This window comes from Bradyrhizobium sp. A5 (assembly GCF_042076515.1).
GTDB lineage: Bacteria > Pseudomonadota > Alphaproteobacteria > Rhizobiales > Xanthobacteraceae > Bradyrhizobium > Bradyrhizobium cosmicum.
The window spans coordinates 6303276-6319409 of sequence record NZ_CP148990.1 but is presented as its reverse complement, the minus strand read 5'-3'; the positions used below and the strand labels follow the sequence as shown (position 1 = coordinate 6319409).

Sequence of the window (16134 nt, the reverse complement as noted above, 5' to 3'; positions counted from 1 at the left end):
CGCGGGAAACGGCTTTTCCGCCTTGGAGGATATATGAGCGGCTTCGACATTTTCGCGATTGTTCTGGTTTTGCTCGTCATCGTCACCCTGGTCGCCGGCGTGAAGACGGTGCCGCAGGGCTATGACTGGACCATCGAACGGTTCGGCAAATACACCCAGACCCTGAGCCCCGGGCTCAATCTGATCGTGCCCTATTTCGATCGCGTCGGGCGCAAGATCAACATGATGGAGCAGGTGATCGATATCCCCGAGCAGGAGGTCATCACCAAGGACAACGCCACCGTGACGGTGGACGGCGTCGCCTTCTACCAGGTGTTCGACGCCGCGAAGGCGAGCTACGAGGTCTCCAACCTGACCCAGGCCATCACCGTCCTCACCATGACCAACATCCGCTCGGTGATGGGCGCGATGGATCTCGACCAGGTGCTGTCGCATCGCGACGAGATCAACGAGCGCCTGCTCCGCGTCGTCGACGCCGCGGTGTCGCCCTGGGGCCTCAAGGTCAACCGTATCGAGATCAAGGACATCGTGCCGCCCGCCGACCTCGTCGAGGCCATGGGCCGGCAGATGAAGGCCGAGCGGGTCAAGCGCGCCGACATTCTCGCCGCCGAAGGCCAGCGCCAGTCCGAGATCCTGCGCGCCGAAGGCGCCAAGCAGGGCCAGATCCTCCAGGCCGAAGGCCGCAAGGAAGCCGCGTTCCGCGACGCCGAGGCGCGCGAGCGGTCAGCCGAGGCCGAGGCCAAGGCGACGCAGATGGTCAGTGACGCCATCAGCAAGGGCGACGTCGCGGCGCTGAACTATTTCATCGCCGACAAATATATCAAGGCGTTCGGGCAATTGGCGGACTCGCCGAACCAGAAGATTATCATGCTTCCAATCGAGGCGACCAGCATTCTCGGCTCGCTCGCCGGCATCGGCGAGATCGCCAAGGCGACGTTCGGCGAGAGTGCGGCATCCGCGGCCGCGCGCCGCGGTTCGGTGCCGACGACCGGCGGTACGCCGCCGGTGGTGCCGCCGCGGCAGGGATAAATCAAGCGCATGCCCCGTCCAGGGGCACGCGCCAATTCTCGGAGGTCGCGTCATGACCGACATGTTCGTATCGCTCGGTACCTGGAACTGGCTGATCTTCGGCTTCATCCTGATGGCGCTGGAGGTGCTGGCACCGGGCATCTTCCTGTTCTGGCTCGGGCTGGCCGCGCTGCTGGTCGGCCTGATCTCGTTCACGGTCGTCATATCCTGGCAGATCCAGCTCGTGATGTTCGCGGTATTCGCCGCCGCCGCGGTGCCGGTGTGGCGCCGGCTCGCCCGGCCGAAGCTGGATGCAAGCGCGAGCCCTTTCCTCAACAAGCGCACCGAGGCGCTGCTTGGTCGCGAGTTCACGCTGGAGAAGCCGATCGTCGACGGCAACGGCACCATGCGCATCGGCGATACGGTGTGGCGTGTCGCAGGTCCCGATACGCCGGCCGGAACGCGGGTGAAGGTGGTTCAGGTGGACGGCGTCAATTTGACGGTGGCTGCGGCGTAGTCGCTTCGCCTCTCCCCGCATGCGGGGAGAGGCCGGATTGCATCGCAGATGTATCCGGGTGAGGGGGACTCTCCGCGAGTCCGTCTCTCACCGTTTGCGCAGAGGCTCCCCCTCACCCCGACCCTCTCCCCGCAAGCGGGGAGAGGGGGAAGCGCTCCGCCACTTCTCCGCAAACCGGTGCAGCGGCATGAACGTCTCGCACAATTCCCGCCCGAGCGGCGTCAGCCCATAGCCGCCGCCGTCGCCCAGCTCCACGAACCCCGCCGCACGCAACTCCGTCAGGCGCGCCTGCAGCACCGTCGGTGAGGCCTTGTCGCAGGCCGTGCGAAGTGCGCGCGAGGTGAGGGGCGCGTCACGCAATTCCCAGAGGATACGCAGGCTCCAGCGCCGGCCCAGCAGGTCGAGCAGCGCCATGATCGGCCGCCCGGTGCGCGAGCCGCGGACCTTGCCTGATGCTGGCTGTTTCGTCATCCCGGGCCCTCTTGCGCGATGCTACAAATAGTGTAGCAATATGCTACATTAATTGTAGCATATGGAGACAGCGAATGTCCCAGCCTGGGCCGCGCATTGCCCCGCTCACGCCGCCTTATCCCCCGGAGATCCAGGCGCAGTTCGACCGCATCATGCGCGGCGCGCCACCGCTGGTGCTGTTCCGGGTGATGGCGGGCCACAGCCGCGCCTGGGACAAGTTTCGCGCCGGCGGCCTGCTCGATCCCGGTCCGCTCTCCCTGCGCCAGCGTGAGATCGTCATCGACCGCACCTGCGCGCTGACCGGGTGCGAATATGAATGGGGCGTGCACGTTGCGATCTTCGCTGGCCCGGCGAAACTCACCGCGGAGGAAATCCGCGCGACCGTCGGGGGCGATGCGGCGTCACCGTGCTGGTCGTTGGCCGAGCAGGCGCTGATCGCAGCCGTGGATGCGCTGCATCACCGTGCGACGCTGAGCGACGCCGAATTCGCCGTGCTCGCGAAGCATTACGACGAGGCGCAGATTCTGGAGATCATGCTGCTGTGCGGCTTCTATCGCATGGTGTCGTATCTGGCGAACGGGCTGCGACTGCCGCTGGAGCAGAATGCGGCGCGGTTTCCGGCGTAGCTCTAACCGCCGTCATTGCGAGGAGTAGCTCATCCTGCCGTCATTCCGGGGCGCGACAAAGTCGCGAGCCCGGAATCCATAACCACCATCGGGAGTATGGATTCCGGGCTCGCGCCCAAACGGGCGCGCCCCGGAATGACGAGTGGAGAGAGGGGGCGCCTTACGCCACGCCCGCGCGCAACAGATCGTGCAGATGCACGATGCCGACCACCTTGTCCGCTTCCGTTACGACCAGCGTGGTGATCTTGCGCGTGTTCAGCACCTCGATCATCTCGCTGGCGAGCATCGAGGGCGGCACGGTCTTGGGTTGCTTCGTCATGATGTCGTCGACAACCACCGTCAGCAAATCGGGCCGCATGTTGCGGCGCAGATCGCCGTCGGTGATGATGCCTGCGATTCTGCCGGCATCATCCACGATGCAGACGCAGCCCAGTCCCTTCGCCGACATCTCCATGATCGCATCCGACATCTCGGCGCCGAGCGGCTTGACCGGGATCTCCGCGCCCGTGCGCATGTAATCGCGGACGAATTTCAGCATCGCCCCCAGCTTGCCGCCGGGGTGGAAGTGGGCGAACTCCAGCGCGGTGAAGCCGCGGCCTTCGAGCAGCGCGATCGCGATGGCGTCGCCGATCGCGACCTGCATCATGGTCGAGGTGGTCGGCGCCAGATTGTGCGGGCAGGCCTCGCGCGCTTTCGGCAGCTCGATCACGAGGTCGGCAGCCTGGCCCAGCGAGGAAGTCGCGCTGGACGTCACCGCGATCATTGGGATCGCGAAGCGCGCCGAATAGTTCACGAGGGTCTTCATTTCCGGCTGCTCGCCGGACCAGGACAGCGCCATGATGACGTCGTCGGTGGTGATCATGCCGAGGTCGCCATGGGCGGCCTCCGCGGTGTGGACGAAGAAGGCCGGCGTGCCGGTCGAAGCCAGGGTCGCGGCGATCTTGCGTGCCATGTGGCCGGACTTGCCGAGCCCGGTGACGATGACGCGGCCCTTGGCATTGCGGATCAGATCGACCGCCTTGGCAAAGGTCTCGCCCAGTGGGCCGCGCAGGGCGGCGGCGAGGGCGTTGATGCCGCCGCTCTCCGTCTCCAGCGTGCGGAGCGCGGATTCGACGCTGGCAGGGGTGGAGCCGGATGATTGGGTCATCAGCGGTTTCGATCTCGGCATGTTTTCGTCCAAGGAAGGGTGGGGCGGTGGCCCGTTGGCGCCTGCTTAGCACGCCCGGGCGGGCGAGGCGACGCGACCTCCGGGACCCTCAACCGGTCATTAACCATAATTGTTTTAACTCCATTAACGATGGTCTCCGCCAGCCGGCGGGGATGATCGTTAAAGTATCTGATTTCGTTGGGGTAATTCCATCGTGGGGTCGTCTCCAGGCACCAGCCGGAGCAAACGCGCGCATTTCCTGCGTGCGGCCTTGCCGTGCCTCGTGCTGACCGCCCTCGGAAACGCGCCGGCCGCCGCCCAGAGCCTCACCCCCGACCTCTTCAATCCCACCCGCGGCGGCTTCGCTTCGCCCGACACGCTGCCGACGCGCCGCACCGCAGGCGTCCCGCAGGCGCCGTCGGACACTCTGCCGACGCCGCCCGACCCCAATGCCGATCCGCGCAAGCGCCAGCAGGCGCCGGCGGCCTCGCGTAGCGGCCAGACCCCGACCAATCAGGTCCCGACCTATGGCCTGCCCGCCGCAAACGGCGCCAGCAGCTCCGGCTACGACTCGCTCAACCGCAAGCGGCAGCAGCCCAAGCTCTATCCCGGCCAGCCGAAGCCGAAGCGCGCTGGTCCCGGCTCGCCTTTGCCGACCACGAAGCCGCAGCCGTCTACGCTCGGCCTGCCGAAGATCGCGCCGCCGCCATCCGCCTCCGCCAACAAGGCGCCGGTGCCGGCCGCGATGGCGGGCACCGTGCCTGGCCAGCCGCTGCGCCGCCGTCTCAAGGCGGATGACGATGCGTTCGGCGCGGTCGGCGATTACGCCGGCAGCTTTCTGATCAAGGGCGGGCTCGAGCTCTCCGCCGGCTACGACACCAATCCGGCGCGCCTCAACAAGCCGATCGGCTCGCCGGTCTATGTCGTCGCGCCAGACCTCCTCGTCGCGTCCGACTGGGAGCGCCACGCGCTGGTCGCCGATCTGCGCGGCTCGTTCTCGGGATACACCAACAACATGCCGGCGACGATCGACGGCTTCGCCTCACCCTCGCCGGTCGAGATCGACCGCCCCGATTTCACCGGCCACATCGATGGCCGCCTCGACGTCGACCGCGATCTCAAGCTGACCTCGCAGCTGCGCCTGCGGCTCGCCACCGACAATCCCGGCAGTCCGAACGTGCAGGCCGGCCTGCAGAAATATCCCATCTATGCTAGCTACGGCACCACGGTCGGGTTCGACCAGACCTTCAACCGCTTCCAGGTCGCGGCCGGCGCGACGGTGGATCGCACCGCCTACACGGATTCGAAACTCACCGACGGCTCGATCTTCGACAACCACGACCGCGACTTCAACCAGTATGGCGGCGTCGGGCGCTTCTCCTACGATCTCAAGCCGGGCCTGAAGCCGTTCGTCGAGATCCAGGGCGACACCCGAATCCACGACGAGGCCGCCGACCGCAACGGCTATTTCCGCGATTCCAACGGCGGCTACGCCAAGGTCGGTTCGTCCTTTGAGTTCTCGCGCATCCTCACCGGCGAAGTCTCGGTCGGCTATTCCGCGCGCAACTATGTCGATCCGCGCCTCAGCCAGCTGGCGGGCTTCCTCACCTCGGGCTCGCTGATCTGGAACGCGAGCGGCCTGACCACGGTGAAATTCGCCACCGACACGCAGATCGCGGAGACAACGATCCCCGGCTCCTCCGGCGTGCTGGTGCACACCTACGCCGCCGAGGTCGATCACGACTTCCGCCGCTGGCTGACCGCGGTCGGCAAGTTCACCTACGGCACCTACGACTATCAGAATCAAGGTCGGAACGACAAAACCTACTCACTCGAAGGCAATTTGATCTACAAGCTCAACCGCAACATCTGGGTGAAGGGCACGCTGCGGCATGACATCCTGGATTCGAACCAGGCAGGTTCGAGCTCGCAGGGGACGGTAGTGATGGTTGGGGTGAGGTTGCAGAATTGACGCCTGTTGGCGTGCGTTTGGTGTGAGAGAGGCGCGATGGCGCGGCTCTCTCCGCTCGACATTCCGGGGCGCCCCATTTGGCGCGAGCCCGGAATCCATCGGGCCTCAGGGGGCGTGGATGAATGGATTCCGGGCTCGCGCTTCGCGCGCCCCGGAATGACAGTGTAGCGGCTAACCTACCGCGGCAGATCCGTCTTCCCCATCAGGAACGTATCGATCGACCTTGCACACAGTCGGCCCTCACGGATCGCCCACACCACCAGCGATTGGCCGCGGCGCATGTCACCGGCGGAGAACACGTTCGGGCGCGAGGTCTGGTAGTCCAACGTGTTGGCCTTGACGTTGCCGCGCGGGTCGAGCTCGACCGAGAGCAGCTTCAAGAGGCCCTCGTGCACGGGGTGCACGAAACCCATCGCGAGCAGGACGAGGTCGGCGTCGAGAACGAATTCGGTGCCGACAATCGGCTTGAACTTGTCGTCGACGCGGACGCAGTGCAGCTTCTTGACCTGGCCGTTCTCGCCGGAGAACTTCTGTGTCAGCACGGCGAATTCGCGGACGGCGCCTTCGGCCTGGCTGGAGGAGGTGCGCATCTTCAGCGGCCAGTTCGGCCAGGTCAGGCCCTTGTTCTCGTGCTCGGGCGGCGCGGACATGATCTCGAGCTGGGTCACCGACAGAGCGCCCTGGCGCAGCGAGGTGCCGATGCAGTCAGAGCCGGTGTCGCCGCCGCCGATGACGACGACATGCTTGCCGCCCGCCAGAATCTCGGTGACGCCGCCCAGCGGTTCCTCGGAGACGCGGCGGTTCTGCTGCGGCAGGAAGTCCATGGCGTAATGGATCCCGGCGAGGTCGCGGCCGGGGATCGGCAGGTCGCGCGGGGCCTCGGCGCCGCCGGTGAGCGCAACGGCGTCGTACGCGTTGAGCAGTTCGCGCGGATCGACATTGCCTTCAGCGCCGACATGGCTGTTGTAGTGGAAGGTGACGCCTTCGCCTTCCATTTGCTTGACGCGGCGGTCGATGATGCCCTTCTCCATCTTGAAGTCGGGGATGCCGTAGCGTAGCAGGCCGCCGGCCTTGGCGTACTTCTCGAACAAATGCACGTCGTGGCCGGCGCGCGCCAGTTGCTGCGCGCAGGCCATGCCGGCCGGACCCGAGCCGATCACCGCGACCTTCTTGCCGGTCTTGCGGGAGGCAATTTCAGGCTTCAGCCAGCCATTGTCCCAGGCGCGGTCGACAATGGCGCATTCGATGGTCTTGATGGTGACCGGGTTGTCGTCGATGTTGAGCGTACAGGACGCTTCGCATGGCGCCGGACAGATGCGCCCGGTGAATTCAGGGAAATTGTTGGTCGAGTGCAGGTTGCGCGAGGCCTCTTCCCAGTTGCCCTGATAGACGAGGTCGTTGAAATCGGGGATCTGGTTGTTGACCGGGCAGCCCGGCGTGCCCGGCGTGACCGAGCCGGTGCCGTGGCAATAAGGAATGCCGCAGTTCATGCAGCGCGCGGCCTGGTCGCGCGTTTCCTTCTCGGAGAGGGGAACGACGAATTCGTGAAAATGCTTCACGCGCTCGGCGACCGGTGCGTACTTGCGGTCATGCCGTTCGATTTCCAGAAAACCCGTGATCTTGCCCATTAAACCCGAAGTCCCTGCCGCTTAATTCGTTTGTTGCTTCTTCAACCGTCATTGCGAGGAGCTCGTGACAAAATTGCGAAGCAATTTTGGACTTAAGCGACGAAGCAATCCAGTCTGTTGCTCAGGAGAAGGTCTGGACTGCTTCGCTGCGCTCGCAATGACGGGCGCTGATACTCTTACGCCCCGATCGCGATTTTCGGCTCGGCGTCCGCGTTGGCGGCCAGTTCGCGCAGTGCGCGCCGGTACTCGACCGGCATCACCTTGCGGAATTTGGGGAGCCAATCCTTCCAGTTCGCAAGGATGTCGGCGGCGCGCTTGGAGTCGGTCGCTTTCGCGTGGCGCGTGATCAGGATGTGCAAGCGCTCGACGTCGGAGGCGAGCAAATCCTTGAACACGTCGACCCGCCCATGGGCCTCGAGATCGCCGCTGGCGTGATAGCTGTCGGCGTTGATCATCTCTTCCGACAGCACCGGCTCGAGCTCGACCATCGCCATGTTGCACAGCTTGTCGAAGTCGCCGGTCTCGTCCAGCACATAGGCGATGCCGCCGGACATGCCGGCCGCGAAGTTGCGCCCGGTCTTGCCGAGCACGACCACGATGCCGCCGGTCATGTATTCACAGCAATGATCGCCCGCGCCTTCGACCACGGCGACCGCGCCGGAGTTGCGCACGGCGAAGCGTTCGCCGGCGATGCCGCGGAAGTAGCACTCGCCCTGGATCGCGCCGTACATCACGGTGTTGCCGACGATGATGCTCTCTTCCGGCACGATGCCCGAGTTCTTCGGCGGCTTGACGATGATCTTGCCGCCCGACAGTCCCTTGCCGACATAGTCGTTGGCTTCACCTTCCAGCTCGAAGGTGACGCCTTGCGCCAGCCACGCACCGAAGGCCTGGCCTGCGGTGCCCTTGAGGCTGACCTGGATGGTGTCGTGCGGCAGGCCGGCATGGCCGTAGATCTTGGCGACCGCGCCCGACAGCATCGCGCCGGCGGAACGGTTGGTGCTGTTGATGGCGGCGTCGATCTTCACCGGTGCGCCGCGATCGAGCGCGGGCTGCGCCTTCTCGATCAGCGTACGGTCGAGCACGGCTTCCAGATGATGGTTCTGGCGCTCGGAATGATAGATCTTCTGGCCCTTCTCTTCCTTCTGCTTGACGAACAGCTTGGAGAAATCGAGGCCCTTGGCCTTCCAGTGCGCGACCAGCTTGGTCTGGTCGAGCAGCTGAACCTGGCCGACCATCTCGTTGAAGGTGCGGAAGCCGAGCGAGGCCATGATCTCGCGGACTTCCTCCGCGACGAAGAAGAAGTAGTTGATCACGTGCTCGGGCTGGCCGGTGAAGCGCTTGCGCAGGATCGGGTCCTGCGTCGCGACCCCGACCGGGCAGGTGTTGAGATGGCACTTGCGCATCATGATGCAGCCGGCCGCGATCAGCGGCGCGGTGGCGAAGCCGAACTCGTCGGCCCCCAGCAGCGCGCCGATCACGACGTCACGGCCGGTTCGGAAGCCGCCGTCGACCTGGACCACGATGCGGCTGCGCAGCCGCTCGCGCACCAGCGTCTGGTGGGTTTCGGCGAGGCCGATTTCCCACGGCGAGCCGGCATGCTTGATCGAGGTCAGCGGCGAAGCGCCGGTGCCGCCCTCGAAGCCCGCGATAGTGACATGGTCGGCGCGCGCCTTGGCGACACCCGCGGCGACCGTGCCGACGCCGATTTCCGAGACGAGCTTGACCGAGACGTCACCGGTCGGGTTGACGTTCTTGAGGTCGTAGATGAGCTGCGCCAGGTCCTCGATCGAGTAGATGTCGTGGTGCGGCGGTGGCGAGATCAGGCCGACGCCGGGCGTTGAGTGGCGAACCTTGGCGATGGTCGCGTCGACCTTGTGGCCGGGCAGCTGGCCGCCTTCGCCGGGCTTGGCACCCTGCGCCATCTTGATCTGCATCATGTCGGAGTTGACGAGATACTCCGTGGTGACGCCGAAGCGGCCCGAGGCGACCTGCTTGATCGCCGAGCGCATGCTGTCGCCGTTCGGCAGCGGCTTGAAGCGGTCGGCTTCCTCGCCGCCTTCGCCGGTATTCGACTTGCCGCCGATCCGGTTCATGGCGATCGCGAGGGTAGTATGCGCCTCACGCGAGATCGAGCCGAAGCTCATCGCGCCGGTGGCGAAACGCTTGACGATGTCCTTGGCCGATTCGACCTGGTCGAGCGGAACCGGCTTGCGCTTGTCTTCCTCGGCGTTCTTGATCCGGAACAGGCCGCGCAGCGTCAGCAGGCGCTCCGACTGCTCGTTCAGGATCTTTGCGAAGGCGCGATAGCGGTCCAGCGAATTGCCGCGCGCGGCGTGCTGAAGCAGTCCGACCGATTCCGCGGTCCAGGCATGGTCCTCGCCGCGGCTGCGATAGGCATATTCGCCGCCGACGTCGAGCGAGGTCTTGTAGACCAGCGCTTCGCCGAACGCGTCGGCATGGCGGCGGACGGCTTCTTCCGCGATCTCGGCCAGGCCCACGCCCTCGACGCGGGTATGCGTGCCGGCGAAGAACTTTCCGACGAAGTCCGCCTTCAGCCCGACCGCGTCGAAGATCTGCGCGCCGCAATAGGACTGGTAGGTCGAGATGCCCATCTTGGACATCACCTTCAAAAGGCCCTTGCCGATCGACTTGATGTAGCGCTTGACGATCTCATAGTCGTCGAGCGAGCCGGGCAGGCGGTCCTTCATCGCGATGATGGTCTCGAACGCCAGGTAAGGATTGATCGCTTCGGCGCCGTAGCCGGCGAGGCACGCGAAGTGATGCACTTCGCGCGGCTCGCCGGATTCGACGACGAGGCCGACCGAAGTGCGCAGGCCGGTGCGGATCAGGTGATGATGCACGGCGGCGCAGGCCAGCAGCGAGGGGATCGGAACGCGGTCGCTGCCGACCATGCGGTCGGACAGGATGATGATATTGACGCCTTCGCGCACCGCGCTTTCCGCGCGCGCGCAGAGTTCGTCGAGCACTTGGTCCATCCCGGCCGCGCCGAGGCCGGCGTGGAAGGTGGTGTCGAGCGTGCGCGACTTGAAGTGCGATTCAGCCACTTCCGAGATCGAGCGGATCTTTTCGAGATCGGCGTCGGTCAGGATCGGCTGGCGCGTTTCCAGACGCTTGGTGGTGGCGAGACCCTGCAGGTCGAACAGGTTCGGCCGCGGTCCGATGATCGAGACCAGGCTCATCACCAGCTCCTCGCGGATCGGGTCGATCGGCGGGTTCGTGACCTGCGCGAAGTTCTGCTTGAAATAGGTGAACAGCGGCTTGGCCTTGTCCGACAGCGCCGAGATCGGCGTGTCGTTGCCCATGGAGCCCGCTGCTTCCTCACCGATGGAGGCCATCGGCGTCATCAGGATCGTGATGTCTTCCTGGCTGTAGCCGAACGCCTGCTGGCGATCGAGCAGCGACAGGTTGGAGCGCACGCCGGTGGTCGGCACCTTCGGCAGCTCTTCGAGCACGATCTGGGTCCGCTCCAGCCACTCCTTGTAGGGATGGCTCCTGGCGAGATCGGCCTTGATCTCGTCGTCGGGGATCAGGCGGCCCTGCTCGAGGTCGACCAGCAGCATCTTGCCGGGCTGCAGCCGCCACTTGGTGATGATCTGGTCCTCGGGAATCGTCAGCACGCCCATCTCGGACGCCATCACGATGCGGTCGTCCTTGGTCACGAGATAGCGCGCCGGCCGCAATCCGTTGCGGTCGAGCGTGGCGCCGATCTTGCGGCCGTCGGTGAAGGCGATCGCGGCGGGACCGTCCCACGGCTCCATCAGCGCGGCGTGATATTCGTAGAAGGCGCGCCGCGTCTCATCCATCAGGGGATTGCCGGCCCACGCCTCCGGAATCATCATCATGACCGCGTGCGGCAGCGAGTAGCCGCCCTGCACCAGGAATTCGAGGGCGTTGTCGAAGCAGGCGGTGTCCGACTGGCCTTCGTAGGAGATCGGCCAGAGCCGGTTGATATCCTTGCCGTAGAGCTCGGAACTCACCGAGGCCTGGCGCGCCGCCATCCAGTTGGTGTTGCCGCGCAGCGTGTTGATCTCGCCGTTATGCGCGATCATGCGGTAGGGATGCGCCAGCGACCATGCCGGGAAGGTGTTGGTCGAGAAGCGCTGATGCACCAGCGCCAGCGCGCTCTCGAAATCCTTCTCATGCAGGTCGGGATAGTACTTGCCGAGCTGGTCGGCGAGGAACATGCCCTTGTAGATCACGGTGCGGCAGGACATCGAGCAGGGGTAATAGCCCGCAAGCCCGCGGTCGCGGCGCTGATAGATCGCCTGCGAGATCGACTTGCGCAGGATGTAAAGCCGGCGCTCGAAATCGTCCTCGGTCTTGGCGGTGCCGTTGCGGCCGATGAACACCTGCATGCAGGCGGGCTCGGTCGGCTTCACGGTGACGCCGAGCGAGGAATTGTCGGTCGGCACGTCGCGCCAGCCGAGCAGGGTCAGGCCCTCTTCCTTGATCTGGTCGGCGATGATGCTCTTGATGACGTTGCGCCAGGCGGTGTCACGCGGCAGGAACAGCGCGCCGATGGCGTATTCGCCGGGCTGAGGCAGCGCGAAGCCGAGCTCCCCAGCCTTGCGGCTGAAGAAGGCGTGCGGGATCTGCACCAGAATGCCGGCGCCGTCGCCGGCGCGCGGGTCGGCGCCGACAGCGCCGCGATGCTCGAGATTGCAGAGGATGCTGAGCGCGTCCGAGACGATCTCGTGGGACTTCTTGCCCTTGATGTTGGCGATGAAGCCGACGCCGCAGGAATCCTTCTCCAGGCTCGGATCGTAGAGGCCCACGGCCGGCGGACGCGAATTGTGTTCCTGAATCGGATCGGTCGTTTTCGAGGCGACCGTCGCCGACAGTTCTTCTGCCACGATGTTTGCGCGCTCGAATTGCGACCCGTTCATGTCCTCGTCCTCTCCATGCGGCAAGCTGCCTCACCGCTCTCGTCGGCGCACCTTGGGCGTTCCGCGGCACCCGCTTCTGGGTCACCGCTCGTCCGCTGCGAGCCGCATTTTCTTAGAGCTCAGGCTAGGCGTTCTTCGTCCCCGAGAACGGCTTTGCCTGTTGCCTTCCTGGTGCTCGAGAGCACCGACTTTCATTGCAATCCGTATGCCGGAACCGCAAGCAAAATTGAGACAGTCTTCCTGTCCTAACCATCACCTTGCCAAATTTTTGTCTATCACACAAGCGCGCGAAAGTCCCGATTCCCGATCTGTCAATCAATCGCTTTCCGGAAGTTGCGCGGCCCCCGTTTTGAAGCAAACGCGCCCTGATCCGGCCCAAGCGGCGCCGGAATCCCCAGTGAAGCTTCGGATCACCCCTTCGAAAGGCGCGTCACGCCACAAGAAGCGAAAGCGCGCGAGGCATTCGGGGGCCTGACAGGAGCGTGCCGATCATGAAGTTTTTCACAGGATGTGTGGCCGCCGCCGCGCTGGCGCTGGCTGCGACCGCGGCTCAAGCGCAGATTCTTGCGCAAGTCCCGGCGAACGGTATTTCAGTCGGGGCCGCAATCGCCGTGTCCGATTTCGACGGGCCCTATGCACCGCCGGAGGCCGCGCCGCCACCGCCGCCGCGCTACGGCTACGGTTACGGCTACGAGGAGCGCGGCCCGGCACCGGCGCTGCTGCCCTCGACCGAGGTCTACGCGGTGCTGCGCGACAACGGCTTCTCGCCGCTCGGCATCCCGCGCCTGCGCGGCAGCGTCTATACCATCGCGGTGATCGACCGCCGCGGCGATGGCGGCCGGCTCGTGATCGACGCCCGCGACGGCAGAATTTTGCGCTTCATGCCGGCCGCCGACGCCTACGGCATGGCCCCCGCTTTCGAGGGGCGCGCGGTCGTGCCTTACGGGCCGCAAAGCGCGCTGCCGCCGCCCACCATGGTCCGCGGCGGCCCGCCACGTCCGCCAGCCCTGATCCCGCATGTCGCCAGCCGCGCCATGCCGCTGCCGAAGGCCGCTCCGCCGCGTGGCGGGGCGCCTGTCGCAGCGGCGAAGCCGGCCGAGCCCGCGACGCAGACCGCCGCCGTGCAGGCAAAGCCGGCCGAGGCTGCTGCGCCAACTGTGGGTCAGGCCAAGTCCGCGCCGACGATCCTGCCGACCCAGGAGATGCCGGCCGCGCAGGGGCTGGATTAGAGCTGAGCAAAACAAAAGCGCCCGAACATCTCGGGCGCTTTTTCACGAAGGCGATTACCGCTCAGCTTCGTCCATACCCCGCCGCTTCCAGGATCAGGTTCGCCACCTCCTTCGGATGCGACACCAGCGAGAGGTGGCCGGCATCGAGCTCGACCGTGGTTGCGTTCATGCGCTTGGCGAGGAAGCGCTCGAGGTCAGGATTGATGGTGTCGTCGTTCTTCGAGACCGCGTACCAGCTCGGCTTGGTGTGCCACGCCGCTTCCGTGGTGCGGCTGGCGAAGATCGAGGCGGCTGTCGGCCATTGCACCGCATAGAGCTCCCTGGCCCGCTCCGGCTTCACGCCATTGGCGAAATACTTCAGGAACGCGTCTTCCGAGAGCTTGGTGTAGCCGTCGCGCTCGACGATGCCGGCGCGCACCGGGCCGGTCGGAAACTGCTTCGACAGCGCGACGAAATCCTCGTTCGCATCGGGGGCGCGCGCGGCGACGTAGACGAGGCCGGACACCTTCGGGTCGGTACCGACCTGGCTGATCACGGTGCCGCCCCAGGAATGCGCGACCAGCACGGTCGGCCCGTCCTGCTCGGCCAGCGCGCGCCTGGTCGCCTCGACGGAGTCCGCAAGCGACGACAGCGGATTTTGCACGGCGGTCACGTGCAGGCCCGCGGCCTGGAGGACCGGGATCACCTCCGACCAGCTCGAGCCATCGGCCCAGGCGCCGTGCACCAGCACGACGTTCCTGGTCTTCACGGTCTGCGGGGGCTGGGCGTGAGCGAGGCTGAGAGGGGCCGCCAGCAGGCTCGCGGCGACGAAAAGGCTGCGCCAAAGTGTCATGATCGTTCTCCGTCTTGTTTTGGGTGCGACGTCCAAATGACGGAGCGCGGGGCTGCGACGTTACGCGTCCTCACCGCTCTGTGATGCGGTGCAACACGAAAAAACGCCCCGGGGCACCGGGGCGTTTTCGCAACCTGGAAGTGGTGCGCGTGTTTTACGCGGCGACTTGCGCGGCCGAGTTCTCGATCACCTGCGCCTTCGGCGCGCCGACGTTGATGGCGATCTGACGTGGCTTCTTGGCCTCGGGAATCTCGCGGACGAGGTCGACGTGAAGCAGCCCGTTCTCGAGGGAGGCGTCCTTTACCTGCACGAAGTCGGCAAGCTGGAAGGCGCGCTCGAAGGCACGCGCGGCGATGCCGCGATAGAGCACTTCGGCCTTGCTGTTCTCGTTCGCGACTTTCTCGCCCTTGATCGTCAGCGTGTTTTCCTTCGCGACGAGGGAGAGCTCATCCTTGGCGAAGCCCGAGACCGCAACGGTGATGCGGTAGGTGTTCTCGCCGGTACGCTCGATGTTGTAGGGGGGATAACCGGGGCTGCCATCCGAACCGGCCTGGTCGAGCAGGTTGAAGAGACGGTCGAAGCCGACGGTGGAACGGTAGAAGGGGGTGAGATCGTAGGTACGCATGGTCAAGTCCTCCATTGAGCGACTGTTGGCTAACCCGCCCGCCAATCGGGCCGGGCTTTCGTCTGTGTGCAGCCTGATGTTCCGGTTCCGAAACACTGGTAGCGGCCTGCACCATGGTGATATGGGTTCAGGGACACTGCGTTCAAGAGGGCGGCAACCTGCGCCTTTTCGGCGCTCCCGCCCCCTGATTTTCAGCACTTTGCGCCCAATGACGCTGGTCTCGATTCCGTCCAATCCCGTGCCCGAAAACGTCGTCAGCGGCACCATCAAGACGCCCGACGGCGTCGAGCTGCGCTTTGCGCGCTGGGCGCCGCCGGCGGGCCGCAAGGGCACGGTCTGCGTGTTCACCGGGCGCAGCGAACAGATCGAGAAATATTTCGAGACCGTGCGTGACCTGCGCGACCGCGGCTTTGCGGTGGCGATGATCGACTGGCGCGGGCAGGGCCATTCCTCGCGCCGCCTGCGCGATCCACGCAAGGGCTATGTGCGCGACTTCTCCGATTTCGAGATCGACGTCGAGACCTTCGTGCAGCAAGTGGTGCTGCCGGATTGCCCGCCGCCCTTTTTCGCGCTCGCCCATTCCATGGGTGGCACCGTACTGCTGCGGGTGGCGCATGCCGGCAAGCGCTGGTTCGACCGCATGGTGCTGTCGGCGCCGATGATCGACCTGCCCGGCCGCGCCACCTCGTTGCCGGCGCGAGCGCTTTTGAAGACGATGCGCCTGATGGGGATGGGCGGCCGCTATGTCCCTGGCGGCAGCGACCAGATCACCGGGCTCAACCCCTTCATCAACAATCCCCTGACCAGCGATCCCGTGCGCTATGCGCGCAACGCCGCAATCCTGGAGGAGGATCCAACGCTCGGGCTGGCGTCACCGACGGTCGCCTGGGCGGATACCGCCTTCCGCGCGATGCACACCTTCAAGGGCATGCACTACCCCTCCGAGATACGCCAGCCGATCCTGATGCTGGCGGCATCCAACGACACCGTGGTCTCGACCGCGGCGATCGAGGAATTCGCCTATCACTTACGCGCCGGCTCCCATCTCGTGATCGCCGGCGCCAAGCACGAAATCCTCCAGGAGCAGGACCGCTACCGCTCCCAGTTCTGGGCCGCCTTCGACGCCTTCGTGCCGGGCACGCCGCTGTTCAAGTGAGAGCGGCAGCGCC

The 16134-nt window shown here is 65.5% G+C and carries 12 protein-coding genes; 6 read left to right on the top strand and 6 right to left on the bottom strand.

The window, feature by feature from the left end; translation table 11 throughout:
• Positions 1-33: 33 nt before the first annotated feature.
• Together WHZ77_RS29875 and WHZ77_RS29870 are read left to right on the top strand one after the other, a co-directional pair.
• A complete protein-coding gene (locus WHZ77_RS29875; protein WP_375311224.1) occupies positions 34-1029 on the top strand; it encodes an SPFH domain-containing protein in 996 nt (331 codons plus the stop codon).
• Positions 1030-1081: 52 nt separating this feature from the next.
• Positions 1082-1525 carry an NfeD family protein gene (locus WHZ77_RS29870; RefSeq protein WP_375311223.1) on the top strand — a complete coding sequence of 148 codons (444 nt, stop codon included), beginning with the start codon at positions 1082-1084 and terminating at the stop codon, positions 1523-1525.
• A gap of 87 nt (positions 1526-1612) precedes the next feature.
• Here the strand turns inward: WHZ77_RS29870 and WHZ77_RS29865 are convergent, their stop codons facing one another.
• Positions 1613-1996, bottom strand: a complete 384-nt coding sequence (locus WHZ77_RS29865; protein WP_375311222.1) for a winged helix-turn-helix transcriptional regulator — start codon at positions 1994-1996, stop codon at positions 1613-1615.
• Positions 1997-2070: 74 nt separating this feature from the next.
• Here WHZ77_RS29865 and WHZ77_RS29860 point away from each other — a divergent pair, with 74 nt between their 5' ends.
• Complete coding sequence (locus WHZ77_RS29860) at positions 2071-2622, top strand: carboxymuconolactone decarboxylase family protein (protein ID WP_375311221.1); 552 nt, start codon at positions 2071-2073, stop codon at positions 2620-2622.
• 160 nt (positions 2623-2782) lie between these two features.
• Here the strand turns inward: WHZ77_RS29860 and WHZ77_RS29855 are convergent, their stop codons facing one another.
• The gene (locus WHZ77_RS29855) at positions 2783-3790 is read right to left on the bottom strand and encodes an SIS domain-containing protein (RefSeq protein ID WP_041749085.1); all 1008 of its coding nucleotides are present in this window, start codon (positions 3788-3790) and stop codon (positions 2783-2785) included.
• 193 nt (positions 3791-3983) lie between these two features.
• On the opposite strand from WHZ77_RS29855, the gene WHZ77_RS29850 reads away from it, so the two are divergent.
• Positions 3984-5741: an outer membrane beta-barrel protein gene (locus WHZ77_RS29850; protein WP_375311220.1), complete on the top strand. Its 1758-nt coding sequence runs from the start codon at positions 3984-3986 to the stop codon at positions 5739-5741.
• A 176-nt stretch (positions 5742-5917) separates the two neighbouring features.
• Here the strand turns inward: WHZ77_RS29850 and WHZ77_RS29845 are convergent, their stop codons facing one another.
• Both WHZ77_RS29845 and gltB read right to left on the bottom strand, forming a co-directional pair.
• Positions 5918-7369, bottom strand: a complete 1452-nt coding sequence (locus WHZ77_RS29845) for a glutamate synthase subunit beta (RefSeq protein WP_375311219.1) — start codon at positions 7367-7369, stop codon at positions 5918-5920.
• A gap of 176 nt (positions 7370-7545) precedes the next feature.
• Entirely contained in the window at positions 7546-12279 is a 4734-nt protein-coding gene (gltB, locus tag WHZ77_RS29840) for a glutamate synthase large subunit (protein ID WP_375311218.1), read from the bottom strand.
• A 491-nt stretch (positions 12280-12770) separates the two neighbouring features.
• Between gltB and WHZ77_RS29835 the strand changes: the two genes are divergently transcribed.
• Entirely contained in the window at positions 12771-13508 is a 738-nt protein-coding gene (locus WHZ77_RS29835) for a hypothetical protein (RefSeq protein ID WP_375311217.1), read from the top strand.
• Positions 13509-13569: 61 nt separating this feature from the next.
• On the opposite strand, the gene WHZ77_RS29830 is transcribed toward WHZ77_RS29835, so the two are convergent.
• Entirely contained in the window at positions 13570-14340 is a 771-nt protein-coding gene (locus WHZ77_RS29830) for an alpha/beta fold hydrolase (protein ID WP_375311216.1), read from the bottom strand.
• Between the two features lie 154 nt (positions 14341-14494).
• Positions 14495-14965, bottom strand: a complete 471-nt coding sequence (locus tag WHZ77_RS29825; RefSeq protein ID WP_259173305.1) for an Hsp20 family protein — start codon at positions 14963-14965, stop codon at positions 14495-14497.
• Positions 14966-15173: 208 nt separating this feature from the next.
• Here WHZ77_RS29825 and WHZ77_RS29820 point away from each other — a divergent pair, with 208 nt between their 5' ends.
• The gene (locus WHZ77_RS29820) at positions 15174-16121 is read left to right on the top strand and encodes an alpha/beta fold hydrolase (RefSeq protein ID WP_015688755.1); all 948 of its coding nucleotides are present in this window, start codon (positions 15174-15176) and stop codon (positions 16119-16121) included.
• Positions 16122-16134 lie beyond the last annotated feature (13 nt).